20 protein-coding genes are annotated in these 26,635 nt (G+C 54.1%); 14 read left to right on the forward strand and 6 right to left on the reverse strand.

Annotation, left to right across the window (positions count from 1 at the left end; all coding sequences use genetic code 11):
• Window positions 1-203: 203 nt before the first annotated feature.
• From EPA93_RS24815 to EPA93_RS24860, 10 genes are all read left to right on the forward strand, one after another.
• Window positions 204-548 (forward strand): histidine triad nucleotide-binding protein, encoded by a 345-nt coding sequence (locus tag EPA93_RS24815; RefSeq protein ID WP_129890083.1) that lies wholly within the window; start codon window positions 204-206, stop codon window positions 546-548.
• Between the two features lie 19 nt (window positions 549-567).
• Complete coding sequence (locus EPA93_RS24820) at window positions 568-1,737, forward strand: glycosyltransferase family 4 protein (RefSeq protein ID WP_129890084.1); 1,170 nt, start codon at window positions 568-570, stop codon at window positions 1,735-1,737.
• Entirely contained in the window at window positions 1,734-2,909 is a 1,176-nt protein-coding gene (locus EPA93_RS24825; protein WP_129890085.1) for a glycosyltransferase family 4 protein, read from the forward strand. The genes EPA93_RS24820 and EPA93_RS24825 overlap by 4 nt, the downstream gene beginning before the upstream one ends.
• Window positions 2,910-2,919: 10 nt before the next feature.
• Window positions 2,920-4,086 (forward strand): glycosyltransferase family 4 protein, encoded by a 1,167-nt coding sequence (locus EPA93_RS24830; RefSeq protein ID WP_129890086.1) that lies wholly within the window; start codon window positions 2,920-2,922, stop codon window positions 4,084-4,086.
• A gap of 282 nt (window positions 4,087-4,368) precedes the next feature.
• Window positions 4,369-6,213 (forward strand): S9 family peptidase, encoded by a 1,845-nt coding sequence (locus tag EPA93_RS24835; RefSeq protein ID WP_129890087.1) that lies wholly within the window; start codon window positions 4,369-4,371, stop codon window positions 6,211-6,213.
• 9 nt (window positions 6,214-6,222) lie between these two features.
• Entirely contained in the window at window positions 6,223-7,167 is a 945-nt protein-coding gene (locus EPA93_RS24840) for a ribose-phosphate diphosphokinase (RefSeq protein WP_129890088.1), read from the forward strand.
• 131 nt (window positions 7,168-7,298) lie between these two features.
• Window positions 7,299-7,487: a hypothetical protein gene (locus EPA93_RS24845; RefSeq protein WP_129890089.1), complete on the forward strand. Its 189-nt coding sequence runs from the start codon at window positions 7,299-7,301 to the stop codon at window positions 7,485-7,487.
• Between the two features lie 435 nt (window positions 7,488-7,922).
• Window positions 7,923-9,155, forward strand: a complete 1,233-nt coding sequence (locus EPA93_RS24850; RefSeq protein ID WP_129890090.1) for a protein kinase domain-containing protein — start codon at window positions 7,923-7,925, stop codon at window positions 9,153-9,155.
• A gap of 156 nt (window positions 9,156-9,311) precedes the next feature.
• A complete protein-coding gene (locus EPA93_RS24855) occupies window positions 9,312-10,490 on the forward strand; it encodes an FHA domain-containing protein (protein WP_129890091.1) in 1,179 nt (392 codons plus the stop codon).
• 122 nt (window positions 10,491-10,612) lie between these two features.
• Complete coding sequence (locus EPA93_RS24860; protein ID WP_129890092.1) at window positions 10,613-11,728, forward strand: serine/threonine-protein kinase; 1,116 nt, start codon at window positions 10,613-10,615, stop codon at window positions 11,726-11,728.
• Window positions 11,729-11,824: 96 nt separating this feature from the next.
• Here the strand turns inward: EPA93_RS24860 and EPA93_RS24865 are convergent, their stop codons facing one another.
• Together EPA93_RS24865 and EPA93_RS24870 are read right to left on the reverse strand one after the other, a co-directional pair.
• A complete protein-coding gene (locus tag EPA93_RS24865) occupies window positions 11,825-12,307 on the reverse strand; it encodes a response regulator transcription factor (RefSeq protein WP_129890093.1) in 483 nt (160 codons plus the stop codon).
• A 189-nt stretch (window positions 12,308-12,496) separates the two neighbouring features.
• The gene (locus tag EPA93_RS24870) at window positions 12,497-14,644 is read right to left on the reverse strand and encodes a sensor histidine kinase (RefSeq protein ID WP_129890094.1); all 2,148 of its coding nucleotides are present in this window, start codon (window positions 14,642-14,644) and stop codon (window positions 12,497-12,499) included.
• Window positions 14,645-14,938: 294 nt separating this feature from the next.
• Here EPA93_RS24870 and EPA93_RS24875 point away from each other — a divergent pair, with 294 nt between their 5' ends.
• Both EPA93_RS24875 and EPA93_RS24880 read left to right on the forward strand, forming a co-directional pair.
• Window positions 14,939-16,000, forward strand: coding sequence for a hypothetical protein (locus tag EPA93_RS24875; protein ID WP_129890095.1), 1,062 nt, complete (start codon window positions 14,939-14,941; stop codon window positions 15,998-16,000).
• A gap of 219 nt (window positions 16,001-16,219) precedes the next feature.
• The gene (locus tag EPA93_RS24880) at window positions 16,220-17,323 is read left to right on the forward strand and encodes a hypothetical protein (RefSeq protein ID WP_129890096.1); all 1,104 of its coding nucleotides are present in this window, start codon (window positions 16,220-16,222) and stop codon (window positions 17,321-17,323) included.
• A gap of 58 nt (window positions 17,324-17,381) precedes the next feature.
• Here the strand turns inward: EPA93_RS24880 and EPA93_RS24885 are convergent, their stop codons facing one another.
• Window positions 17,382-18,281 (reverse strand): dihydrodipicolinate synthase family protein, encoded by a 900-nt coding sequence (locus EPA93_RS24885; RefSeq protein WP_129890097.1) that lies wholly within the window; start codon window positions 18,279-18,281, stop codon window positions 17,382-17,384.
• A gap of 199 nt (window positions 18,282-18,480) precedes the next feature.
• Here EPA93_RS24885 and EPA93_RS24890 point away from each other — a divergent pair, with 199 nt between their 5' ends.
• Window positions 18,481-19,359, forward strand: coding sequence for a DUF5666 domain-containing protein (locus tag EPA93_RS24890; protein WP_129890098.1), 879 nt, complete (start codon window positions 18,481-18,483; stop codon window positions 19,357-19,359).
• Between the two features lie 82 nt (window positions 19,360-19,441).
• Here the strand turns inward: EPA93_RS24890 and EPA93_RS24895 are convergent, their stop codons facing one another.
• Window positions 19,442-20,335 (reverse strand): J domain-containing protein, encoded by an 894-nt coding sequence (locus EPA93_RS24895; protein WP_129890099.1) that lies wholly within the window; start codon window positions 20,333-20,335, stop codon window positions 19,442-19,444.
• A 104-nt stretch (window positions 20,336-20,439) separates the two neighbouring features.
• Here EPA93_RS24895 and EPA93_RS24900 point away from each other — a divergent pair, with 104 nt between their 5' ends.
• Entirely contained in the window at window positions 20,440-21,117 is a 678-nt protein-coding gene (locus tag EPA93_RS24900) for a DUF6062 family protein (protein WP_129890100.1), read from the forward strand.
• A 158-nt stretch (window positions 21,118-21,275) separates the two neighbouring features.
• Here the strand turns inward: EPA93_RS24900 and gltB are convergent, their stop codons facing one another.
• The gene (gene gltB, locus EPA93_RS24905; RefSeq protein WP_129890101.1) at window positions 21,276-25,814 is read right to left on the reverse strand and encodes a glutamate synthase large subunit; all 4,539 of its coding nucleotides are present in this window, start codon (window positions 25,812-25,814) and stop codon (window positions 21,276-21,278) included.
• Window positions 25,815-26,298: 484 nt separating this feature from the next.
• Entirely contained in the window at window positions 26,299-26,625 is a 327-nt protein-coding gene (locus EPA93_RS24910) for a hypothetical protein (RefSeq protein WP_129890102.1), read from the reverse strand.
• Window positions 26,626-26,635: the final 10 nt, after the last annotated feature.

Raw genomic sequence — 26,635 nt, forward strand, 5'->3', positions numbered from 1 at the left:
TGGGTTGCTAAAAAAGCAAGCATGCATAGATTTGTACTATGCATGAATTCCCATTGTGGGAGACGCGATCTATAGATCTTCGTAATATATTATGTAAGAGCCCAATAGATCGTGTCTCTGTCTCTAGAGAGTACACACAAGCTATTGTGCCATGTTTTTGTCCCCACGCCTGCGCTCGTGGGCTGTGGATATAGGGGTTTTTTATGGAAGATTGTTTATTTTGTAAGATTGCAGCGGGACAGATACCGAGTACGATAGTCTACCAGGATGAGGATGTTGTCGCCTTCAAGGACATTAATCCACAGGCACCCCATCATGTCCTGCTTATTCCCCGGCGTCACATCGCCTCGATGGCCGCGCTCACCAGCGAAGACGGAGCTATCCTGGCCAGCCTCTTCACAGTTGCGCAGAAGCTGGCCCATGACTTCAAAATCGATGAAACAGGCTATCGCTTCGTTACCAACGTTGGTCCAGACGCCGGGCAGTCAGTCTTTCATCTGCACTTTCATCTCTTAGGAGGGCGCGCGCTGGGCTGGCCTCCAGGATAAGAAGTGCGAAGGTAGTTTCATGCGTATTGCCATTGACTATACAGCGGCTATCCGGCAGGGAGCAGGTATCGGGACGTATGTGCGCAACCTGGTAGCCGCTATACTTGCGCAAGATCCCGAGAATCGCTATACCTTGCTCACAAGTGGGCGTCCGACCGGCGAACATCGCTTCCCACAAGCCGAGAATGTGCGCGGAAGGAGTATCCTTATACCCGACCGCTATCTCAACGTTCTCTGGTATCGCTGGCACGTCCCTCTTCCTGCCACCTTGTTTGCCGGGGCCACAGATATCTATCATGGCCCCGACTTTGTGCTGCCTCCACTCGGAAATACGATCCGCAAGGTTGTCACCATTCATGACCTTGCCTTCCTGGAGCATCCCGAATACGCGGTACCTTCCCTGGCAGCATATTTACGCCAGGTGGTACCCGAGGCCATCGAGGCTGCCGATGTTGTCGCCACAGTCTCTCACGAGGTCAGCAAGACCCTCATCAGGCATTTCCAGACGCCTCCCGCAAAGATTACAGTCGTGCCTAATGGCGTGGGAGCACATTTCCGCCGCATCTCTGATCCCATTATTCTTGATGCGACACGCTACAAATTTGGCTTGAAGCATCCATTAGTACTGGCTGTTGGTACCATGGAGCCACGCAAAAATCACATCGGCCTCATCAAGGCCTTCCACAAAGCGCAGGCCCATAAAAATGGCCCGGCCATGCTTGCCATAGCGGGAGGCGAAGGTTGGCTCTATGACGAAACGCGCCAGGTCGTGGCCGATCTCAAATTGGAGAAAAAGGTGCGTTTTCTGGGTCGCGTGAGCGATCTCGAACTCATCACCCTGTATAGTATGACCGATATATTTGCTTTCCCTTCCTTCTTCGAAGGCTTTGGTATTCCTCCGCTAGAAGCCATGGCTTGCGGCGCACCCGTCATCACATCTACCACATCCTCTCTGCCCGAAGTTGTCGGCGATGCTGCCTTGCTGGTTGACCCTCACGATATCGAGGCCCTTGCCACCTCCATTACCAGGCTCCTGGAGAACGCCCAATTGCGCTCAGAACTGCAGCAGAAAGGCTATCAACGCGTTAAGCACTTTACCTGGGCAGCATCAGCACAAAAAATGCTCACTATCTATCAAAAACTATACAATGGGGAAAAGGATTTCTCTGATGAGGTAACAACTATATGAAAATCGGCATTAATGCGCTCTTCTTTAAATATCCCGCCAGCGGCACTGGCCAATATATGTCTCATTTGATAGGCGCACTTAGCGAAATCGATACCCGCAATGAATATGTTTTATTGGGGCCAGAACCAGTCACCCAGGATAATGCGGCCACAGCTTTTCCTTATAAAGTGCAGCCTGTCCCGGGCATTGCGCTGAACAACAAGAATATCGAAAAAGTATTCTGGGAGCAGCTGACGGGGCCTGCAGCCGCCCTGAAGGCGGGCGTAGACATCTTTCATGTTCCCTATTTCGCTCCCCCTTTGTTGCCACGCACGACAACCGTCGTCACGATTCACGATGTCATCCCTATGCGTCTGCCCGCTTACCAGCCAGATGGCAAGGTCAAGGCCTATATGAATCTTGTCTCACGCGCCTCGCACAACGCCACCCTGATTATTACGGTCTCCCAACATGCCAAACAGGATATTGTCGATGCGCTCAGGATACCAGCCGAACGCATTCGCGTCATTTATGAGGCCGCCGGCGAGGAATATCAGCCGGTCAGCGATCCCGAGAGGCTGGCCCGCGCCAGGGCACGCTATGGCGTTGGAGAGCGCTATATCTTCTATCTGGGCGGCCTGGATCAGCGCAAAAACGTCCCGCAGCTGGTTCGCGCCTTTGCGCATCTACACCGCCAGATCGGCGATCCCCATCTTCAACTGCTGATTGCCGGCAATCCCGACAAGCATAAAGGGCCGCTCTTTCCGGACCCGCGCCCCGTCGCCGCTGAGCTAGGCATGGATGGTCAGATCATCTACCGCTACATCGAAGAGGAAGATAAGCCAGCCCTCTACAGCGGAGCCAGCATTTTCGTCTTTCCATCCCTTTACGAAGGCTTTGGACTCGATCCCCTCGAAGCCATGAGCTGCGGAGCTCCCGTGGTCTGCTCAAATCGCACCTCCCTGCCAGAAGTTGTGGGAGATGCCGCCATCAGTGTTGATCCCGAAGATACCAGAGCCCTGGTTGAAGCCATGCGCAAAGTGCTCAGTGATAGCGAGCTGCAGGCCGCTCTACGCACGCGCTCTCTGGAACGCGCCCGGCAGTTTAGCTGGCAGAAAACCGCGACCGAGACCACTGCCGTGTACGAAGAAGCCTTCGCACACAGCAAGGTTCGCTCACGAAGAAAGAGGTAGAAGGACGACAATGCGTGTATTAATGATTTCCAAAGCGCTGGTTTCAGGCACATCCCAGCGTAAGCTAGAAGAAATTGCCAGGTGCCCAGACGTGGAGCTCACGCTCGTCACGCCGCCCTACTGGCACCATGACGATGGCAGCAAACTGATGCTTGAGCGCCTCTATACCGAGGGCTACCGCATGATCGTCACCTCGATGGCTCTCAATGGCAACTATCATTTGCATTATTATCCCCAACTGGGCCGGATCATGAAAGAGGTGCGCCCGGAGATTGTGCATATCGACGAGGAACCGTATAACTTTGCCACCTTTCATGCCATGCTCCTGGCACGCCAGCATAAAGCCAAAGCGCTCTTCTTTACCTGGCAGAACCTCTACCGCAACTATCCACCACCATTCCGCCAGATCGAGCTCTATAACTATCATCACGCCGCCTTTGCCCTGGCCGGCAACCGCGACGCCGTTGAGATCCTCAAGCGCAAGGGCTATAATGGCCGCGTGCAGGTCATCCCTCAGTTTGGCTTCGACACCGAGATCTACAAGCGCAGCGCGCCCCGTCAGCCACGACAGGCCGGCGATCCCTTTACCATCGGCTTTCTTGGTCGCCTGAAAGAAGAAAAAGGGCTGCCCTTGATCATCGATGCGCTCAGCACGCTTCCCGACTTTTGCCGCGCCGTGTTCATCGGCAACGGTCCCATGAAAAGCGCGCTGGAAGAGCAGGCCGCGCGTCTGGGTATCGCCGAGCGCGTTAGTTTCAAGCCGAGCGTGCCCACTTCCCAGGTGCCGCGCGAGATAGAGCAATGGGACGTACATGTGCTCCCTTCTATCAGACAACCCAACTGGATTGAGCAATTTGGCCGCACGCTGGCCGAGGCCATGGCCTGCGAAACTCCCGTAATTGGCTCAAATTTAGGAGAGATACCTTATGTGATAGGAGATGCCGGCCTGGTCTTTCAGGAAGGCGATGTCCAGGACTTGAGCGCCTGCATCCGTAAATTACTTGACAATCCAGCACTCTACGCGGACCTGGCCAGCCGTGGCCGCCAACGCGTCCTCGACAACTATACCCAGGAACAGATCGCGCGCCAGACCTATGATGTATACTGTCAGATGTTAGGCGTTGCATCTGACCTATCGCAGCAACCCGAGGCGAGCGCCAAGCGTAGAAAAGGGTGAGCCAAGCTGACATCAGTTAGCTTACTCACGCAATGGGCAAGTTCTCTCGAACGAGGCAGCCATTAAAGGATAGAGGATGGGATACCACTTGCTAGCGGACACGCCACAGTCCAGCACACCAGTGCCAATTCTTTCCTTCTCACTTTGAGAGACGAAAAAACTTGCCTACAAGGTTTATTAGGAATATAAGATAGTGGTGCCTGGCAGCAGAAGCAGAGGAGAAAGAAAAAAGTCAACCTTCTGCTCTCGCTGCCAGTTGCGCCACATAGCAGGAGCGATTTTATGTCAACACCACCTGTTGCCCTGATACCGCGCGAAATCCTATTCGGCAACCCTGCCAGAACCAGCCCACAGGTATCGCCAGACGGCAAAAAAATGGCTTACCTGGCTCCCGTCAACAATGTCCTCAACGTCTGGGTAGGTACAATTGGCAGCGATGACTACCAACCTGTCACGCAGGATGTGGACCGCGGCATACGCTTCTATTTCTGGGCCGCTGATAATAAACATATCCTCTACATACAGGATGTTGGCGGCAATGAGAACTGGCGCCTCTACGCCACTAACCTTGAAAGCAAGGAGACGCGCGATCTCACCCCTTTTGAGAACATGCAGGTTCAGTTCATCAAGCGGGACAAACATTTTCCCAACGAGCTCCTCATTGGCATGAACAAAGATAACCCCCAGGTTCACGATGCTTATCATCTCGACCTGAGCAGTGGAGAACTGAGCCAGGTTGCCAAAAATCCGGGCAATGTGGCAGGCTGGGAGGCCGACGCCCAGCTTAAGATACGCAGCTGCGTCACAACCCATCCCGATGGCTCATTAGAGCTACACGTCCGCGAGAGCGAAGAGAGCGAATGGAAAAAGCTGGTCACCTGGGACCCCAACGATTCCCTCGGCAGCGGTCCGATCGCCTTTACGCTTGATGGCAAGTCTATTTATCTTGAGGACTCGCGCAACGCCAATGCGGGGCGCCTCGTCAAGCTAAATATTGCGAACGACGAGATCACCATCATTGCCGAAGATCCCCAATACGACGTTGGCAATGTCATCATTCATCCCGACACCTACGAGATCCAGGCCGTCGCCTTCTTCAAAGATCGCGTCGAATGGAGCGTCCTTGACGAGGCGATAGCAGCCGACTTTGCCAGGATCAGGGCCATCCAAAAGGGCGATTTCTCGATTACCAGCCGCGACAATGCTGACAAGACCTGGATCGTCTCCTTCACCATAGACAATGGGCCGGTCCAATATTACTCCTACAATCGCCAGACGCAAAAGGCTGAATTTCTCTTTGATAGCCAGCCAGATCTCAATAACTATACGCTGGCCCAGATGGAGCCCGTTACCTTCACAGCGCGCGACGGATTGACCATCCACGGCTATCTGACTCGGCCAGTAGGCGAGAATCAGAAAAACCTGCCGCTCGTCCTTGACGTCCACGGCGGCCCATGGGCACGCGACACCTGGGGCTATAATCCCGGCGCCCAGTGGTTTGCTAATCGTGGCTATGCCTGCTTGCAGATCAACTTCCGCGGTTCCACCGGCTATGGCAAAGATTTTCTGAACGCCGGCAACAAAGAATGGGGCCGCAACATGCACAACGATCTTGTGGATGGCGTCAAATGGGCCATCGAGCAAGGCATTGCCAATCCGCAAAAAGTTGCCATCTTTGGCGGGTCCTATGGGGGCTATGCCGCCCTCGTCGGAGCTACCTTTACTCCCGACCTCTTCTGCTGCGCAGTAGATATCGTCGGGCCCAGCAATCTCATCACCCTGATTAAAACTATCCCTCCTTACTGGTCTACCTTCCTGGCCACTTTCCATACCCGCGTCGGGAATCCCGAGACCGAGGAGGAATTCTTAAAATCACGTTCGCCGCTATTCAAGGTAGACCAGATCCGCATTCCCATGCTGATCGCCCAGGGAGCCAACGACCCGCGCGTCAAGCAGGCCGAATCCGAGCAAATCGTCGCCGCCATGAAAGAAAAGGGCATTGAGCACGAATATATGCTCTTCCCCGACGAAGGTCATGGCTTCGCTAAGCCCGAGAACCGCCTCAAATTCTACGCCGCAGCCGAAAAATTCCTTGCCACACACCTTGGCGGCCGTTATGAGGAGTAAGACAGTCTAATGAACGATGACCCTATCATGGTCTTCGCAGGCAGCGGTAGCCCCCGGCTTACCGCTCGCATCTGCGAATATCTGCAGATCCCACAAGGCAAAAACGAGACGCTGCGCTTCTCAGATGGAAATACATTTGTGCGTATCCTGGAGAATGTTCGTGGGCGGCGCGTCTATGTCGTGCAAACAACGGTATTTCCAGCCAATGACAACTTCATGGAGCTTCTCTTCTGGATCGACGCCCTCAAGCGCGCCGGAGCTGAATCAGTGACAGTGGTCATCCCTTACTTCAGCTATGCCAAAGGTGATAAAAAGGATGAGCCCCGCGTCTCTATTCGTGCCCGCGTCTGTGCAGACGCCATCGAAGTGGCCGGCGCCGATCGCGTAGTCACCATGGATCTGCACGCGCCCCAGATTCAGGGCTTTTTCCACAAGCCGGTAGACAATCTGTATGCCTTGCCGATCATCGGGGAATGCATCAAGGGCATGCATCTTCAGGACATAGTGATTGTCTCTCCGGATGTTGGTTTCGCCAAGCAGGCACGCCGCTACGCCTCCTACCTTGGCGCCTCCATAGCCCTGGCTGATAAAGAGCGCACGGGCCATGACGAGAAAGCCGTCATCCTGCAGATCATTGGCGATGTCAAAGGCAAGACAGCCGTCGTTGTCGACGACTTTACCATCTCAGGCGGCACCCTGGCCGATGTCTCGACCAAGCTCATTGAGCAGGGAGCCAGAGAAGTTTACGCCGCCGTCACCCATGGCGTCCTTGCCCAGGGCTCTATCGAGAAGATAGATCGCAGCCCGATCAAACAGCTTTTGATCACCGATACCGTCGAAAATCAGCCTGTACAGTTCTCTGACAAGATCAAGGTCGTCTCGGTTGCCTCGCTTTTTGCGGAAGCAATCAAGCGTATCCATAACCGTGAGAGTATCAGCGAAATGTTTAGATAACAACGATCACTTGGCGTGGGCCAGCTGGCCTTCAAATTAGGAGACTCTGCCCATAATGTAAGTATTTCATGTTCTGCTCCGTTCTTAGATTAATAGGCTACTCGACATACCATCATGACACAACTGTATGGATGGTGTATAATGTAGCCGCTGATAGTAGCTTAGCAAAACAAGGAGTTCACAGCCGTCAAGCGTTTCCGGCTTTTCCTGATGGCCTGGCCGGGAAAGTGCGTCGTAAGCGCCACCTGGATATCAACCAATCTCAGGCCGTGGTCCCGGACACAACACATCTTGATGAGCGCCAACTCGTGAGAGAATAGAGGAAATGGGATACAGAGCCTTGCGTCCCTGCCGGGCTGGTCGCCCGCCGGCCCGCAGTATATTCGCTCTTTTCTTCCTTTTCCTCAAATATGGGCCTGGGCATAGCAAAGCTCTTTGGGGCGGGCAGATTACGTTACGGAAAGCGTTCAATAGCAACCTTCAGGTCACTAGAAGCCAGCCGACTGCGCAAGTCGCTTGAAGCTCTGGGACTTATGGGTCACATAACAGCACAAAAGCAATAGTACACCCATAAGCATGTACAATTAGACAAGCCTGTTGAGATTCGAGACGCTGCGCAAGCGGCAAGGGGTTAAGCGCACCCATGCAAAAACGCACTCCCGTAAAGGGGAGGAAACGAGAGATATTCAAGGCAAGAGAGGAGGACGGCATTCCTCCCACGCCTGAAGTCGTGGGTATCCTGCCGAAAAAAGATCATGAACGGCGACATGATAGGCCGCATCATCAAAGGTCGCTATAAACTCATCGATGAACGAGGGAGAGGCAGTTTCGCTACTGTCTACGTCGCCCGCGACTTGGAAAACAATCAGATCTATGCAGTAAAGGTCATGCACCTTGAGCTATCGAATGATGGCGAATTACAAGCCCGTTTCCAACGTGAGGCCCACATTCTCCTCAATCTTAGCGATCCTCATATCGTGCGGATCGTAGACTATGGTTATGATCATACAATGCATTACATTGTAATGGATTATATCGACGGTCAGAGCTTGAAATATTATATGATCAATGATGGTCCGATGGAACCATTACGCGCGCTGATCTATGCCCGTCAGATTACGGAAGGACTGGACGCAGCATACAAGCAAAGGGTAGTACATCGGGATATTAAACCACAAAATATTCTTATTAATAGCAAGGATATGGTAAAGATTACCGACTTCGGCCTGGCCCGCAGCCGGGAAACAGTTACACTTACCCAGTCTAATGTGTTTATGGGCACGGCCTACTATATTTCGCCCGAGCAAGCGGAAAGTGGGCGTTCAGCGGACACCCGCTCTGACCTTTATTCGGTAGCCACGGTCCTGTTTGAGATGTTGACCGGCCGCCCTCCCTATGAAGGGGATACAGCCGTTGATATCGTCATCAAACATATGAATGACAAGATACCATCGATCTGCCGCCTGCGTCCTGATCTGCCTATGGAGATGGACCTTTTCATGCAAAAGTCTTTGGCCAAGTCGCCGGCAGACCGTTACGCGACACCTCAAGAGTTTATCGTAGCGCTTGATCAGTTGCAGGATCGCATTCGGGCAGTTGCCAAAGTTGAAGCTAATGGTGGGCATGGAGGAGAAAAGAAGCCAGGCAACGGTGCTCCTCCCAAACCGGCTACGCCTCCACAAAAAGATGCCTGGATCGTGATCCTTTCCAGCGGCCAGTCCATTCCCCTGCAGGCAGAGCTCATGGTGGTGGGCAGACAAGATCCCACCCTGGGCATTTTCCCAGAAATCAGCCTGGCTGATAAGACGGTTGGACGACGGCACGCCTATCTGCGCAACCAGCATGGTACATATACAGTAGAAGACCTGAATGCGCTGAATAAAACACGTTTGAATGGAGTGACCTTGACTCCACATGAAGAGCGCGCGCTCAAAGACGGGGACGTGCTGCGCTTTGGTAGTGTCGAGGTACGTTTTGAATTACGATAGACATGGTATACACGCGGAGTCGCAGTTGTAGGGGTGCCTCTGATGGGTGCCTGATTTAGATTGGGTGGCAGCAGGCTCGTTCCCGCAGTTTTTTGCCTAGCTCGATAACGAGGGAGAGATGATATGCCGCTTCTACGATCAGAGGGGTGAACTGTTATGAAAGGTATCGCTATAGTCATAGCCGCATTACCTGTTCCAACTATGATTATTATTGTTGCTGCCATCGTCCTGGCGTTGGTTCTGGCTATCGGCTCTTTCTTGCTTTTCCGTAGCAGCGGGAAAAAGAAGGCTGGCGGCGCGTCAGCTCCAGCCGGTGGAAGCGATTGGCAGCCACAGGCGCAAGGTGCCGGGGCCTGGAATGCTCAGGGCGCAGCGCCACAAGCCGGGGGTTGGGGTCAGCAGCAGCCACAACAAGCCGGCTGGGGCCAGCAACCCCAGGCACAGCAACAAGCCGGTTGGGGTCAGCAACCTCAAGCACAGCAGCAAGCTGGTTGGGGTCAGCAACAACCGCAACAGGCCGGCTGGGGCCAGCAACCTCAGGCACAGCAACAAGCCGGGGGTTGGGGTCAGCAGCAGCCACAACAGGCCGGCTGGGGCCAGCAACCTGCCGAGCAATCTGGCGGCTGGAATCAGCAGCAGCCACAACAAGCCGGTTGGGGCCAGCAGCCCGCCGCAAATGCCGCCCCGCAATCGGGAAATGCCTGGGGCAGCCAGGGCGCTCAGGGTGGCTGGGACCAGTCCGCAGCTTCCCAGGAGCAATGGGGACAACAACAGGCCTGGAATGCTCAGGGACAAGGCCAGCAAGCGCCAACAGCCTATGCAGGGGGTAGCGGCTCCGGACAAGCCTGGGGCCAGCAATCCTATGGAGGACAGCAGCCCGAAGCCTGGGGTCAGGCCCCAGCCGCCGCGCAAGCTCCCTCCTCTGGTGGACTTGGGGCAGGTGGCTGGCAGCAAGGTGGAGGATATGCCCAGGGCAATCCTGTTGATAGCGACAAGACGATCTTGCGCCCGGGTAGTCAACAAAGCGGCGGCATGACAGGAATCGTACGCGTCGAAGAAGGGAAAGAACCAGGACGCATCTATGAAGTCCGTAAGGACTCGTTGAGCATCGGGCGCAGCCGGGAGAGCGATATCTTCCTTGAAGATCTAGCCGTTTCGCGCCTCCATGCATCTATTGTCAATATGGGCAACGGCAATTTCGCCCTCAAAGACGAAGGTAGCGCTAATGGCACGAAGGTTAACGGGCAATTAGTGAACAAGTATCAGACCTATCCTCTACAAGAGGGTGATCGTATTCAGCTCGGCCAAACAGTGCTTGTCTTTGCCAGGCGATAATGATGGCGTTCATAGATGCATGCAGCATCTCTTGCAAGGCAGCCATCTAGAGAGGGAAAAGTGCCACGCAGGCAGTACCTGAGTGTTTTTTTCTATGCGGCAGGGCTTAGAATACGCGCTAAGTGCAGCATACGTGGCTCTACTATACAATGCAGCAAGACGATCTGATCGGAACATCGCTCGGTAACTATCGCGTCCTTTCGACACTCGGCCAAGGCGGGATGGCCCGCGTCTATAAGGCCTACCAGGAAAGCCTTGACCGTGAGGTCGCCATAAAAGTCCTTCCGCCCTGGTACGCGTCGGACCGCAACTTTGTCGAGCGTTTTAACCTGGAAGCCAGATTAGTAGCACGGCTCTCACATCCGAATATTGTAACCGTCCATGATGCCAGCGAACAGAATGGCCACCTGTATATCGTTATGCAATTCGTAGATGGTGGAACTCTCAAAAATCGCCTTGACCGTTTGCACTATGAGAATAAGGTGATGGACCTCACGGAGGCGATCCCCGTCTTTTCCCAACTAGCCAGTGCATTGACGTATGCGCATGAACAAGGGATTATTCATCGTGACATCAAGCCGGTCAATGTGCTTTTGGATCGTTCCGGGCGTCCCATTCTCTCGGACTTTGGGATAGCCAAAGTCCTTGCCAGTACCCATGACCAGTTAACTCGTCCAGGGGCAGGAGTAGGCACTCCTGAATATATGTCGCCAGAACAATGCCAGGGAGGAGCAGTCGATGGCCGCGCAGATATCTATGCACTTGGCGTCATGCTCTTTGAGGCGCTCACCGGGCGCACACCGTTCCTGGGTGATAACTATCCTGCCCTGGCCCATAGTCATATCTATGAGATGCCTCCACGGCCGCGCGCGCTTAATCCGGCTATTCATCCCGCGATCGAACACGTGATTTTGAAAGCCTTGATGAAAAATCCACAGAATCGCTATCAGCGCGCCAGCGACATGGCCGAAGCGCTCAAGCAAGCTCAGGCGAACACTGCTCCCCCGGTTAGCTATTATAACTTGCCGGGGTCCTCGATCTTCAATCGTCCCAAACCACCCATGGTCAATAGCCAGCTCTATGCTCGCTATACCTGCTTCAACTGCCAGCATCCCAATAAGCCCCAGATGCGCTTTTGCACACGTTGCGGCTATCCCATGAATCAATGTGCAGCTTGCGGAAACCACAATCCCGCAAACAACCGCTTTTGCACACAGTGTGGACAGCCACTCAAATGAGTAAGCGGGATTCTGGTTTTCTCGACTCTGCTCCCAATAGAAGCACAAGCGCAGATAGTTCGGTAGCGCACCTCGTTACAAATCTAGTAGCTTCGCTCAGTAGACAAATTCATCCCGCTGAGTAGCCTGTAATCGCTCCAATACCTTACGCTGCTCGTCCATCCGCTTATGTTGCAACATCAGGCGCTGTTCCGCATTTAACGACAAAATAGCACGTACACGCTCTACAATCATACTGGGTTGGGTCGGCTTTGTCATATACTCTATCGCCCCCTCCTCAAAACCTTGCATCTGCTCTGTCAGATGCACAAGCGCGCTGAGTACCAGAACAGGAGGCTGCGGTGATAGAGGATTAGCCCGCAACCAGTGCAGTACATCCCAACCCGAAACGGGACGCATGATCAGATCGAGGATGATTAAATGAGGCTTAAACTCAGAAATAACAGCGATGGCCTCCTGGCCATCCGAGGCCTGCCGAACCTCAAAATCGTTGTGTTCTAAAAAGAAGCAAATCACCTGTTGAATCGCAGGGTCATCCTCAACCACAAGAATTCTTGCAAGCTTAGAAGTTTCTTCCATGATTGCACCTCTACTAATCCACCTGTATACAAATATATATTATATCCTAATTATCAGGATTTTAAAAATTATGCGGTAATTTTGGCCAGAGCTTTCCAGTGCTTGTTTGTGCACGGCAGAGCTGTGGCGCGGGAGGGAAAAATAGGGTGGCGAAGTGGCAAGAAGTGCTCAAACGCTCCTGCCTGAGCTTTAGCTATGGCTACGCCGATCGAGAGGAAAACGCACCTCAGCGATCGTATAATCTCCCTGACCACTCTGCTCGGCTTCCCCGTTCTCCTGCATCGTTGCCTCTACAGTGCGCGTCTCACGACGCAGAGCAAAGGTACCCCGCAGATCGCCGATCAGATGTCTGATTAAGGACAATCCTAACCCTTCAGAGCTCCCTTCACTGCTTTCAGCCAGCGGTAAGGCGAAAGGCGGGCCACTTCCATTATCGATAACCTGGACCGTGACCATGCCATCCTCCTCGTGCCCCCTGATAGTCACCACACCCTGGTTACGCTCAACCATACCATGCTTAATCGCATTAGAAACCATCTCATTGATCACGAGAGCAAGAATCGTCACAGCGCGCGAAGGGATGACAATTCCACATGGCTCAACCTGAATCGTAATCCGTTTGCCAGGCGGGCTCAAATTCGCATTTGCCACCCCCACGATTTTACGCGCGATATCGTCAAGGCGAGCCTCGCTGACATCTTCATGCGCTAACAAGTCATGGGTCGCCGCCAATCCCTGCACGCGATTCACGCTCTCAGCCAGGATATAGCGAACCTCTGGCGATTTTGTGCGCCGGCGCTGCAGAGAAAGAATGCCGGCCACGGTAGCCAGATTATTCTTCACACGATGATGCAGTTCTCGCAGGAGCACCGACTTGAGCTCAAGCCCTCGCCGCGTCTCCTCATAGAGGCGCGCATTCTCGATGGCGATGGCGGCCTCATTGGCAAACGTGATCACAAGCTGCATCTGTTCAGGGCTGAGCAGGTGACGATGGCTACTATAGATACAGATGCAACCAAGAATTTTCTGCTTAACTTTGAGCGGAACACACAATACCGAATGGATCTCAGAAGAAAGAAATGGGTCGCCATGGATGAAGCAATGCTCATCGGAGTGGAAGCAATCAACTGCCATGCTTGGGCGACCAGTCTGTACCGAACGGCCGGCACAACACTGCCCTACCCCGATCTGCATACGGGTCACCAGATCGGTATTCAAGCCATAATGAGCCAGCACATGTAAGCGTCGCCGATCGGGATCGAGCTCAAAGATACACGAGCGCTCAGCTCCCGAAAGGTGCACAGCCTGCGTCGTGATAATCTGCAGCACCTCATCGAGGTTGAGGGTCGAAGCGATAATCGAAGAGACGCGGTGAATCGTCGCCAGCTCATGCACTTTGCGCCGCAATTGCTCATCGGTCTGCTCATAGAGGCGTCCATTTTCAATATTGATAGCAATAATGCCTGCCACGATCTCGACAAAGCTAATCTCGTCGCGCGTAAAATCCCGCTGCTCACAGGATTGTACACTAATCACGCCAATCAGGCGCTCATCATTGCCAAAGAAAATAATTGGCAATGACATAAGGCCATGATAATCAATACTATAGGCATTCGCCTCGGTAGCCAGGTTGGAATCGGCAAGAGCATCGCGGGCCAGCAGCGGTTGACCGCGATCCGCCACTCTACCGCTATATCCCTCGTTCAGGCGCAAAGTAAAGTGCAGCCCGCCTAAGGGCCGAGGGCCGTTGGTAGCGCGCAATGTCAGCACTCGTTGTAGCTCATCATAAAAAAAGATCGAGCAGAGATCAACCTTAAGCTCTTCAGCTACAATCTGCGCAATAGATTCCAGCGTCTGGTCAAGATCCACAGCGGAATTGCTGATCCCGTTTATCCGCTGCAAAGCAACCAGGCGTTGCTCTAGCAGCAGGGTAGCATGGGAATTTTCCAGGCGCACCTGATCGGTAATGCCCTGATAGCCTCGCGTAAGGGCCAGTACAAGCGACGACTGCAGCTGACGGAGGCGCTCACTGGCCTCAAGCATCAGCTCTGGCTGCTCTCTAAGGATCTGCTTTAACTCGCTATTTAGAGCGTCCGCATAGGTCTGCAGGCCGCTAAGGCGGGCATCAAGCTTACCACCTTGTTCCGCAAGCCAGCGCCCCGACTGCTCAAAACGAGAGAGAATATTATGTTTGCCGCTCTCGCCATCATCACCGATAAGAGCGCTCAGCAGCAGCCACGCATCACTCCCCTCCTCGGGACCAGCCCAATCGCCCGAGACCTGCTGGAGACAACTTCTCAGGCGCGCTACATGTTGCGCTAATACTTGCTCTAACACCTGTGCTCTATACTACTTTCTCTTCCTGGCCGATTACGCTGCCCACTATAACGCGACATAGCCATAATCGATCACCGATTCATATGTAGTTGTATTGTAGTGATGCAAGCAAAGAGTGTCAAGGGGCAGACTCTCCGTTTAGCTCATCATTAACAATGGAACCCTTTCCCTTATACAAGGGAGAAGAATGTACTATCTCTGAGCAGCACACTATACCAGAGAAGCGATAATTCGTCATACAATATATGCCCGAGCAGGTAGGGCATATATTCAGCAAGGGGGTTTTTTCCTGAAATGATATGCGCACGTTGCGGGTTTCCGCTCACGCCAACCCGCAAAGTTTGTCCCCGTTGTGGGCCCGACATAGCTGAAGGGGCCGCAGAACAGGTGGTAGAGCAGATTCAGGGCGTACCTCACTTCCAGCAAGGTGGCTTTCGGGGGGGTGAAGAAGAGATAAGTCCAGGATCATCAACACAGTGGGAGGAGGCAGGCCCTCACTTTTCAGCGCCATATGGCGCTGCCCAGAGTGATTTCTTTGCGCCCGTCGAGGCTGGGTCAGGCTATCAGGCAAACAGCCATACACCGATGGCCTTTCTTGACACGAATCCCCCACCATCATTTCAGCCCCCCGATACTGGAGCTTCGGTGTCATTGTCGCAGTCAGAGCAGGCAAGTGCCGCGTGGCCCTCAACGTCTACCAGCACACCGGAGATCTTAAACTGGGCACAGTTATCGCATTCTTTCGGGCAAGCTCAGCCGGTCGAGCCTCTGGCTCCTGCATTAGCCCCCTTGCCGCAGCAGTTCACACCCAAATGGTCGACGAAACTTGGCTTTACCGTCGCGAGCTCATGTATTATCGCCGCAGGTCTTATTTTATTATTCGTGTATTTCATGGCTCTTAATCTGCCTCGATCCACACCAGGCTCGGGTCAGGTCAGCGTGCCGACAGTTACAACTTCGCCTTCGGGCTCGCCAGGTCCGTCACCCGCGATCACTACAACGCCGGTCTATCCTGCTCAACAATATGTTGACCACGTACAACTTGCGCGTGCAATGAACACTACCACTATTCAGCCAACGGCGACAGCGACCACCTTTAAAACTGGTCAGCTAATTTACGTAACTATGAACGTTCATCCAGCAGGGCAAGTTGGAGCCGTCTGCTTGCAGTGGTTTTTAAACGATCACCAGTTCTCTCGCTACGAATTCTCAGTTACACCCAATGCGCAGCTCGCCTACTCTTATACAATGGCGAAGTACGAAGGAACTGGCTATTTACAGGTTTACTGGGCAAGCAGCGTTGCTTGCGCCGACAAACAAATGGCACAGCAGGTCCATTTTAGTGTGATCGCCTGATCGGTGGCTGTACCAAATAAGCTGGCTCAATGTGACGAGCAGGCTTCGACAAGATGTAGTAATTGTATGTCTATTGTAGGCTCAGAGATTTGTTACTCTCTCTGAGAATAGCGGACGCGTTACGCTATCTGCCGCGAGGCAGATGCGCTTTATTTTGTGCTAGCGATCCGTTCTATGATAGTACAGCTATGTAGCACATTAGTAGGAGTCCCATTCATTATGAACTGTAATTCTTGTGGTGCCCCTCTTCAGACAGGGCTGGCATATTGTAACTCATGCGGCTCGCCCACGCCGTATAATACAGGCGGCCAGGGTGCTCACTCATCGCCTTATGATCCCACTATCGCGGTTTCACCTTACGAGGCTGGTCAGAATCCACCCTCAACACCGTCTAGCGCCCCTTCTTATTCCTATGATCCAACGCAGCTAGCCAGCTCACCGTACAATAGTGGTAGCCCTCAGCCCTCCACTTCCTATGGAGCGCAGTCTCCTTACGGCTATGGCAATCAGGCTCAAGGGGCAAACTCATATAGCGCACCACCACCGCCGGCCTATGGCGCAACAGATCCCTATGCCAGCTCCAATCCATATGCAGGGACAGGTGCTGCCAATAGCGCTCAGGCCCCTTCTGGCTATGGATATGGCGCACCACCAGTTCCTCCATCTCCTGTACAGCCTGGAACTTACGGCATTCCGCAGCCTCCCGCCAAGCGAAAGGGCAATACGGCGCTGATTGTCGGCATTGTCGTTGTGGTGCTTGTCCTGGGCATCTGTGGTGGCCTCTATGCGATTGGCAGCTCTCTTACCAAGAATAATACCACAGCATCTACTAACACACCCACGGCGACGACTCATGCAGCAACGCCTGCGACTGTGAGCGAAGTGCCGCCCGATAGCGCGGTTATTCCTTCGGCCTCATCGATGATCTTCCATCCCAAAACATCTAAAGGCATTAATCAAACTGACTTTTCGCCTATCACGGTGACCAGCAACTTTAATGCCGGAGATAAAGTTTACGTGATCTTTGATATCGATACAAAGGGGCAAGATGGCTACGTGCTCGCCAAGTGGTACCAGAACGGCAAGAGGATCGATTCCTACATCCTCAAGCATAGCCACACCAGTGACGTTGCTTACTTTATGGAAAAATATGACACTACTGGACAATCTGCCGTGGCGCTCTTCTGGTGCATGCAATCTAGCTGCACAGACGCACAGCTTGCCGATGTTGTGCAGTTTAACGTTCAGGGCACGACCAGCCTCAATCCGACAACGCCGGCGGTAGATCTCGCCGCACTCTATACGCAACGCAGAACATTGTGAAGATATTCAGGGCGGCCCACTAAGGTCGCCCTCTTTTCTTTCCGCAACCTGTAGCCGCTTAGCTCTCTACAGGGGTAGCTTTTAAGATGGCTGCCAGTTTTTCCCGTTCGCTTTCCGACAAAGGCTGCAGAGGCATGCGTGGTTTACCGCCATAGCCCGCCGTATATTCAAGCGCTGCCTTCAAACCTGGCACGCCGTAGATTGTGGTTACTGCCGCATTTGCCGGGATGATCCGAGCCTGCAGGCTACGCGCCTCCTCCAATTGCCCATCTTCAAAAAGTGCCTGTAGCAGACAAACTTCGTGGGGAAAGATATTCGCCAGCGCCGAAACTGTGCCAACCGCTCCCACGGCCAGCGCAGCCAGGAAGAATCCAGCATTACCTGCAAACACCCTGAAGTCAGCGGGTACGTCAGCGATCACTTGCGCAAGCTTAGTAATATTGCCAGCGCTATCCTTTAAGCCAATAATATTGGGATGCTGCGCCAGAGTACAAATACTATCTGCATCCAGATCAAGCCCTGCCGCACTTGAGGGCATATTATAGAGCACAATTGGTAAAGGGCTGCTATCAGCTATCGCCCGATAATGAGCTACAAGCGTACCAGCATCCATCCGGCTGCGATAATAAGCGGGCGGCAAAATAAGCGCAACATCAGCGCCAGCGCGCGCCGCCTGCTGGCAGAGCCCAATAGTAGCCCTCGTCGACTGCTCGCCGCATCCCGCGATAATCGGCATGCTCTGCTCCACGGCTTCACGAGTTGTGGCGATGACCTGAGCCCGCTCAGCGCTGCTTAAATGGACGGCTTCACCGTTCGAGCCCATCAGCACATAGCCGGCAATACCGCTATCGGCCAGCGCTTGAATATGGCGACGCAGGGTAGCAAGGTCGAGTTCCTCTTGTTGATCAAAAAAAGTTGGGAGAGGAGGATATATGCCACTGTGTAAAATACTGTGCATGCGGTTTCTCCAGACGGTATAGACTCTTTTGCGTCATTATAACACAAACGCCCATCTCGCTTGTGCTGCAATAGCTCCGAGATGACTTATTTCACAAAAGCAGAGTGTAGTAAAGCATAGGAACCGAGAAAAAAAGTATGTATCATCGTCAATAATAAAGGATATAATAAAATTACGTCAACTATAAAGGAGCAATTCTATGGGCCATACATTATCCCGCCGCGCGAGTTTGCTGGCAATGTGTATAGGCAGTCTTTTCCTTTTAGCTCTGTTCGCAGGCTGTGCCGGGGTCCCCACAACGACGGGCGCCAACGGCACAACTGCCACGCTATCAGGCTCGGTTCAGGCGGTCAATCCCTCTTCAAATAGCGTCGTGTTAAATGTCAATGGACAGCAAATCACCGTAGGCGGCCTCGATGCTCAGCAACTCTCAGCATTACAATCCCAACAAGGCAAGCAATTTACCCTACAGGTGACCCAGAACGGGAACGCCTACACTATTGTGTCCAACAGCACGCCCCAGGAAGGCGGCAGCGCTTCCTCTAGCATATCATCGTCAACAAGCAGCGATGTTTCAAGCACAAGCAATACAAACGGCACAAACGAGCCAGGTAAGCTCAGTTTCATCGGCAAAATACAAAGCGCCAACGCTAGCAATATTGTAGTTCTCATGCCCAATGGCGATACCCTCACCATGAATCGTACGGCGCAAAGCGATCTTTCAGATCTGAATAATCAGGTCACTCAGGGACAACAGGTAAAAGTGAAGGCTCTGGCTAACCCCGATGGAAGCTTTATGCTCCAGAAGCTGGACACAACCGACCCTCAAGATTTACAAGATCCGAACAAACTGAATCGGGTTGATATCAATGGCATTACGACAAGCGCGGTAGGTACCGATAACGTAATTCATTTCAAGGTAGGCAACAAGAGTTATAGCGCTACGATTAATGCCAACACGGAACTGAATAATCTTCCCAATGCCCAGGCCATCGCTGCGAACCAGCCGGTTAAAGTAGAGCTTCTCTTTAACGGCGCCAACGCGACTGTGCTCCAGGTTGAATATAGCAACGACTAGATAAGACAGTACAATTGAAGAGAGAGCTGCCAGCCTCGCAAGCAGTTCTCTCTTTTCTCTGTAAAAAACCTCGCTTCGCTGCTCACCTCAGAACCCCCAGCGCGACGACTCCGATTACAACCATAGCCACGAGAGCTACGCCGATCCAGATCATTCGCCACAAGGCTGCCTGTTGGGCTGCCCGCTGGCGTAAGGTATGCACGCGCTTATCCTCGGCCGGGCACCAGCGCGCGCTGCTACAATAAGGGCAGAGCGGGAAAAGCTCATAGGGTGGGCATAGGGCCTCAGACCCAAGGACGTTGCGCTTGCCGTAGGCGTAGGAACCGATCTCGTAGCGAATCTGCTCGCTCTCAAAGACGGCACAGCAGTGAACGCAGCGCAGCAGCAGATACTCCATCCAATCCGTCGCGCGGCAGGCCGGACAACTCGCGGGAAGATCCTCCTCTTCGCGACTGCCAGCCGGCGCCCAACGATGATGGCAGCGATGGCAATAATAGGTATCTTTTTCGGCCTCGGGCGCAATCCCACGCAACATTCCTTGCTCAAGCAGCGCTCGCGCCTCGTCCTCCGATAGGCTATACACCATATCGCCAAGATCGATACGCGCAGCTTGCCCAACCCGCAAATCCGGGAAAGCATAATGGCGTTGACGATCTCGCCTGGCCTGCGGCGATGGCGGGCGCTGACGCGTAGTAGTCGCAGTCGCCTTAGCGGCAGGCGTGCCGGAACTGCTAACCCGGCGGGCGCTCGGCAAATGCTCCGCGCGCTGTAGATCATAGCGCTTACGGGCAACCGGATCGTTGAGCGTCTGATAAGCAAGCAAAAGCAGGCGCATACGTTCGTGCGCATCCTCGCCTTTATAGACGTCGGGATGATACTGCAAGGCTAGCTTCTTAAAGGCCTGCTTAATTGCCGTGGGGGATGCATCTGCATCGACACCCAGGATAGCATAATAATCGTTATTGAAAGCATTCATTCGCGATCAGACCAGATATAAAGGGCTCCATATATCTGGCAATTTTTATTCAAAAAAGGTATCGTCTATGACATAGACGAACGAAGCTTAAAAAGGTTGTGCCGATGCAAAGAACACAAGAATATCAGACATTATTATACGCCTGCCAGCAAGAGGGATGTCCAATCTGTCGCCTGCTTCAGGAAAGCACACAGCGCTATTTACGCGCCTGGCAATATGAGCACTTTACGGATGTTGGGATACGAGAGGAGTTACGGCGCACGCGCGGCTTTTGCCATACGCACACCTGGCAGCTGGTCCATCTAGGCGCTGCCTTGCCTATCGCTCAGGCGTATCGCGATATTATCTCAGATATCATAGAACAGCTGCAAAGCGGGCAGCACGAAGTACAGCCACCTTCCGGCAGCCTGTTACGACGTTTTTTTGAGGCGAAGCAAGAGGCTTCCCGCTGTCCGGCCTGCCAACAACAACGCAAGGCTGAGGAGCGCTACATCAGCTCGCTACGCCAGGCCTTGCTTGACGAAGCCTTTTACGCTCAGTTTACTGAGTCCCAGGGGCTATGCCTGCCTCATTTCCAGCTTGCCAGCACCCTTAAGCTCTCCTCCACACCAGGAGATTGGCTGGCGCGCCTGCGTAAAGCCCAGCTCAGCTGTCTACAGCGGCTGGATGGGCAGTTGGGGGAATTGATCCGTAAGCATGATTATCGCTTTAAAGATGAGCCACGTGGACCCGAGATGAAATCCTGGCAGCGCGCGGCAGGGCTGGTGGCCGGAGAAGAATAGGATTGCGCCAAACAAAGCAAGATACCCGCCGAGAAGAAACAAGGCTTTCCGGCGGGCATCTCATTTATCCGCACGTAAGTACACTCACGAAACCAGTTTGAGCCTGAGAGCAGACCGCAAAGAGCAGGCTCTTGCGGGCTCCCCGGCTCGGGCTAAAATTAGCTAGAGATCTCGGCTCCCCTTAGCGAGAAATCGTAATCGCTAGCCTTTACGAAATCGCAAGCCGAAGTACTCGTATTGCGCGGCAGCACGCGCCAGAACATACCCTGGACGCGCTCCCACTCGTCAAGGATACGTGCCGCGTACCTGCTATGCGTCCTATGCGCATGCCAGCCAACTACAACGCGTAAAGCCTCCAGCTCACGAGGATCATTAAGGCGCAAAAGCTCAACCAGTTCTGGATTGCAGCGCGCGATAAATGTATCGTGCCAATCCAGGACATAGGCCACGCCAGATGACATGCCGGCGCCAAAGTTGGGCCCGGTCTCGCCCAGGACGACAACCATGCCTCCGGTCATATATTCACAGGCATGCGCACCCACGCCCTCGACAACGGCAAGAGCGCCACTGTTGCGCACGGCAAAGCGCTCGCCAGCGCGTCCGGCTGCAAAGAGCTGTCCGCCGGTTGCCCCGTAGAGCACAGTATTGCCAACAATGGTATTCTCCTGTGAGGCGAAATGCGATTCAGCTGGTGGAGCAATGACGATCTGTCCGCCCGTCATACCCTTGCCCACATAATCGTTGGCCTCACCGCTCAGAAGCAGACGCATGCCAGGCACGGAGAAGGCCCCAAAGCTCTGGCCGGCCGAGCCCTGGAAGTTACAGGTAATGCTCACGCCGGGCAAGCCCACATTGCCATAGCGTCGGGCAATTTCACCGGCCAGACCAACGCCAATGGCCCGATCATAGTTCTGAATCGTATGCTGCGTGACAACGCTGCGTTCGCCGGTCAGGGCCTGCTCAGCCTCTTCGAGGAGCCGAACGGCGACGGCCGATTGAGGCAGCTTGTTCTCGCCCACGCGCTCCGACTTCGCCGGAACTGGCGCCAGCAAAGCCTCTAGATCAAGCTCACAATCCTCTGGACGCTGCAGCATATCGGCGCACCCGACCAGCTCATCAAGACTCCTGACGCCCAGTTGGGCCAGCCACTCGCGCACCTCTTCAGCTACCAGAGTCAGATAGTTGATGAGATGCTGAGGTAGCCCCTCAAACTTGGCGCGCAGATCTTCGCGCTGGGTAGCAATGCCGGCGGGACAGGTATTGAGATGACACTGACGCGCCATGTCACAGCCAAGCGAGACCAGAGCCGCAGTGCCAAAGGCGAATTCCTCAGCGCCGAGCATGGCCCCGACGATAACGTCGCGCCCGGTTTTGAAGCCACCATCTACGCGCACTTTGACGCGCTTGCGCAGCCCATTGCGCACAAGCACTTGCTGGGCCTCGGCCAGACCCAGTTCCCAGGGCATCCCGGCATGTTTAATAGACTGCAGCGGAGAGGCCCCTGTACCACCATCATGTCCACTGATCAGCACGTAGTCGGCATGACCTTTTGCCACGCCTGCGGCAATCGTGCCTACGCCAATGCTGGAGACAAGCTTCACGCCGACGCGCGCGCCAGGATTGACTTGATGCAGATCATAGATCAGCTGCGCAATATCCTCGATGCTGTAAATGTCGTGATGCGGCGGCGGTGAGATCAGCGGGACCCCCGGCGCCGTGTGGCGCAAACGCGCGATAAACGGCGTAACCTTGCTGGGTGGCAGTTGTCCGCCCTCGCCAGGCTTGGAGCCCTGAGCCATCTTGATCTCTATCTCTTCGGCGCGCACCAGATATTCGGTAGTGACGCCAAAGCGGGCCGAGGCGATCTGCTTGATCTTGCTCCCAATGGGAAAGCCATTGATGGTCTCGTGGTACCAATGCGGATCTTCGCCACCCTCGCCGGAATTATTGCGCGCGCCAATGCTATTCATGGCAGCGGCAATCGTGCGGTACGTCTCGGGACTCAGCGCACCCAGGGACATGGCCGAGACGATAAAGCGGGTCCGGATGGCTTCCATTGGCTCTACTTCTTCCAATGGAATAGGCGTGGTAGGCTTAAAGGTCAGCAGATCGTGCAAGGCAGTTGAGGGCCGACTATAGATCAGTGCGGTAAACTGCCGATAATCCTCTTTGTTTCCGCTGCGCGCAGCTTTCTGCAGGGCACGCACGATAAAGGGATTGTAGGCGTGATACTCGGCATCGCGGCGGAAGCGATAGCGTCCCAGATCATTGAGCTTGCGCCGCCGCGCGGCGGCACCTTCGGCTACGGGCGGCTGCTTGAGGTGTTCTGTGCAACGCTGAATGATCTGCTCAGCAATATGTGTATAGCTGACCTTACCAGGACGATAGGCCGAACCGGCAAAACAGCGCTGCACAAACTGCGCATCCAGGCCAACGATCTCAAACTGTCCCGCGCCGACAATATTGCGCAGGGTCGAGATACCCATGCGCGCCATCACTTTACACAGGCCGTCTTCAACCGCGTGCAGATAGCTTGCCACCGCCTGCTCGGGCGTCACATGTTCCAGGCGCCGCTCGCCAGCCAGGGCGCGCACGCTAGCCAGAGCCAGGGTCGGCACAAGCGCTTCAGCGCCGTAACCCAGCAAGACAGCTATCTGATGGACGTCGCAGACCGTGCCAGTCTCGCAGATCAGCGAGACACGGCTGCGCAGTCCACGCCGAATAAGTTCATTATGCACAGCTCCCACGGCCAGGACCATTGGCAACGGTGCCTGCGCCGGCGTGCTCTGTGTATCGCTAAGAATGAGCAGCGAAATACCATCGTTGATTGCCCTTATAGCTTCCTGTTCCAGGCGCTCCAGGGCCACTTCAAGAGCCGCCGGACCCTGCGCTATCTCAAACATGGTAGCCAGCTTACGAGAGCGGAAACGCTCGTCCTCAAGTTCAGCCAGGGCTTTGAGCTGTCGCTCCGTCAACAGAGGCGATTCAAGATGCATAAGATGCGCATGCAAGGGCGACTCGGTGAGCAAGCTCTCGCGGCTTCCCAGATAGCAATCTAGAGACATGACGATACGCTCGCGCAATGGGTCAATAGGAGGATTGGTCACCTGAGCAAAGCGCTGGCGAAAGTAATCGGAAAAAGAGCGCTCACGAGACGAGAGGACGGCCAGAGGCGTATCATCGCCCATACTCCAGACGGGTTCCTTGTTCTCCTGCAGAATCGGCCGCAGAACCATTTCGACGTCCTCATGTGTGTACCCAAAGAGCTGCTGACGAGCGAACAAGACCTCGTTCTCCACGATAGCTTCGCTCTCGACGGCTTCTTGCTCCAGGTCAGCAAAGTGGCGCAAATGCTCAGCCAGCCATTGTCCATAAGGTTGACGTTGGGCCAGAGCAGCCTTAATATCCCCGTCGCGCAATAAAGCGCGGCGCTCTACATCGACGGCAATCATTTCGCCGGGTCCCAGGCGTCCCTTCTCGACGACATCGCCTGGATCACACGGGATAACGCCGGCTTCCGAGGCCAGGATAAAGAGTCCCTGCGCCGTGAGCATATAGCGCGCGGGACGCAAACCATTGCGATCAAGGGCCGCCCCAACGATACGACCATCGCTAAAGACCAGCGCGGCGGGCCCATCCCAGGGCTCAATCAGTTCGGCATGATATTCGCACCAGGCACGCTGGGCCTCGTCAAGATCGAGTTTTTGCTCCCAGGCTGGCGGAATGAGCATCTGCATGCTATGCAATAGATCGCGCCCGGAATAGGCAAGCAATTCTAAGGCATTGTCAAGCTGGGCCGAATCGCTGCCGCCCTCTTGTACCACGGGCAGTAGATCTTGAATCTTCTCGCCCCAGAGAGGAGACGCAAAGGCGCTCTCGCGCGCCTGCATCCAATTGCGATTACCTTGAATAGTATTGATCTCGCCATTATGCGCGAGCATGCGCATAGGCTGGGCCAGCGGCCACGCGGGCAGCGTATTGGTGCTATAGCGCTGGTGAAAAATGGCCAGTGCACTGGTATAACGAGGATTGGCCAGATCGAGATAGAAGCGTGCCAGCTCATCGGGGGCCAGCAGGCCTTTGTAGATAAGTACCGAGCGAGAAAGTGAGACGATATAGCTATCACGAATACTAGCTTCGGCCAGTCGTCCCTCAATTAAGCGGCGAGCGGCATAGAGCGCTCGATCATAGTGAGCAAGGTCAAGCTGGGCGGGACGGGAAAGGAGGATCTGTACAATATCTGGAGCTGTTTCTCTGGCTCGGCTTCCAAGAACTGCATAATCAATCGGCGGATTACGCCAACCGAGAAAAACGAGACCGGTCTCCGCAAGTGTTTGCTCAATGATGCGTCGACTCGTGGCATGAGCGTCGGGAGAGCGCTTACTGGCCGGCAAGAAGAGCATACCAACGACGAGATCGGCAGGATCGGCAAGAGTAACGCCCTGGCTCGCAAGCTCTTCTACAAGCAGCTCTCGGGGGATCTGAGTCAGGATACCGGCGCCATCATTTGTTTCAGCATCGGCATCTTGCGCCCCACGATGAGTGAGACGCGCAAGCGCATCGAGAGCTGTTTGAACAATAGAGTGACTCGCCTCTCCAGAGATATGGGCCAGGAAACCAGTGCCGCAGGCATCGTGTTCCCAGCGGCTATCGTAAAGCGGACAAGCAGGGTCAATGACATCGCGCTTGTGCATCATGCGTTGCTCCAAAAAAACACTAATAATCCAATGCGAGAGGCACCTGCGCTGGGGCCAGAGGTTCGACTAATCAAACAGCGATCGTCGTTTTCGTTAGTTATTTAGTGTATAAGGGACCCGTAGTAGCGGGAGCACAGGGATACCCTTAATCTGTTAGTGGGCGTCATGAACTGAAAGCACAAGGAGCATACCTTGAGAGATACGGCATTGCATAAAAGGGGAGCAACTTAGCTCATGATAGAATGGGCAACGTTACCTTCTAATGAGAGAGTATAACATAGACTCCCAGTATGAACAAGTTCTACAGATAGGAAATATGCCTAAACTCCCTCCTTTTTTGTTGCATTCACTAAATTTGATCGACAAGTTTTTTGCGAAATGAACTGGGAAGAGGCGCGGAGCCAATACGCCGGCAAAATCTAGCGCTCCTTTCGCCTCTCTCCAGAGAACTTTAGCTTTAATTGGACAGACAAAGGAATCTAGCTTATTCAGGCTCCAGGGGCTGCCGATCCCGGGGAAGCCTGATAAGCTTAGGATATCGCGCCCGACGAACGGAGGGCAATAGTCCGATCTCGTCAATGCTCTCGCGACTATAACTCTTGCCAGCAAGGCGAGAAAGCGCCTCCAAGGCGGCATCAAGCACTTCCAGGCGGGCAAACCCCAGCTTATCAAGCAATTCCAGCGTCTCATAACGAATTTCTAGCCGCTCTAACATGCCCATGGCGTGCAGCTCTTCTAGAAGCATGCCATAAGAAATAGTATGTTTTCGGCGCACGTCCTGAAAAGAAGGGCGCGCCTCGTTTTCTTCCATGCTTTTACCT

The sequence above is a fragment of the Ktedonosporobacter rubrisoli genome (assembly GCF_004208415.1).
GTDB lineage: Bacteria > Chloroflexota > Ktedonobacteria > Ktedonobacterales > Ktedonobacteraceae > Ktedonosporobacter > Ktedonosporobacter rubrisoli.

Coding starts and splice junctions, on each gene's coding strand:
- EPA93_RS24845 (WP_129890089.1), top strand. CDS start 7,299: ATGGTGTATAATGTAGCCGCTGATAGTAGCTTAGCAAAACAAGGAGTT.
- EPA93_RS24835 (WP_129890087.1), top strand. CDS start 4,369: ATGTCAACACCACCTGTTGCCCTGATACCGCGCGAAATCCTATTCGGC.
- EPA93_RS24820 (WP_129890084.1), top strand. CDS start 568: ATGCGTATTGCCATTGACTATACAGCGGCTATCCGGCAGGGAGCAGGT.
- EPA93_RS24830 (WP_129890086.1), top strand. CDS start 2,920: ATGCGTGTATTAATGATTTCCAAAGCGCTGGTTTCAGGCACATCCCAG.
- EPA93_RS24885 (WP_129890097.1), bottom strand. CDS start 18,281: ATGCACAGTATTTTACACAGTGGCATATATCCTCCTCTCCCAACTTTT.
- EPA93_RS24875 (WP_129890095.1), top strand. CDS start 14,939: ATGATATGCGCACGTTGCGGGTTTCCGCTCACGCCAACCCGCAAAGTT.
- EPA93_RS24850 (WP_129890090.1), top strand. CDS start 7,923: ATGAACGGCGACATGATAGGCCGCATCATCAAAGGTCGCTATAAACTC.
- EPA93_RS24900 (WP_129890100.1), top strand. CDS start 20,440: ATGCAAAGAACACAAGAATATCAGACATTATTATACGCCTGCCAGCAA.
- EPA93_RS24825 (WP_129890085.1), top strand. CDS start 1,734: ATGAAAATCGGCATTAATGCGCTCTTCTTTAAATATCCCGCCAGCGGC.
- EPA93_RS24880 (WP_129890096.1), top strand. CDS start 16,220: ATGAACTGTAATTCTTGTGGTGCCCCTCTTCAGACAGGGCTGGCATAT.
- EPA93_RS24865 (WP_129890093.1), bottom strand. CDS start 12,307: ATGGAAGAAACTTCTAAGCTTGCAAGAATTCTTGTGGTTGAGGATGAC.
- EPA93_RS24895 (WP_129890099.1), bottom strand. CDS start 20,335: ATGAATGCTTTCAATAACGATTATTATGCTATCCTGGGTGTCGATGCA.
- EPA93_RS24815 (WP_129890083.1), top strand. CDS start 204: ATGGAAGATTGTTTATTTTGTAAGATTGCAGCGGGACAGATACCGAGT.
- EPA93_RS24840 (WP_129890088.1), top strand. CDS start 6,223: ATGAACGATGACCCTATCATGGTCTTCGCAGGCAGCGGTAGCCCCCGG.
- EPA93_RS24855 (WP_129890091.1), top strand. CDS start 9,312: ATGAAAGGTATCGCTATAGTCATAGCCGCATTACCTGTTCCAACTATG.
- EPA93_RS24910 (WP_129890102.1), bottom strand. CDS start 26,625: ATGGAAGAAAACGAGGCGCGCCCTTCTTTTCAGGACGTGCGCCGAAAA.
- EPA93_RS24890 (WP_129890098.1), top strand. CDS start 18,481: ATGGGCCATACATTATCCCGCCGCGCGAGTTTGCTGGCAATGTGTATA.
- gltB (WP_129890101.1), bottom strand. CDS start 25,814: ATGATGCACAAGCGCGATGTCATTGACCCTGCTTGTCCGCTTTACGAT.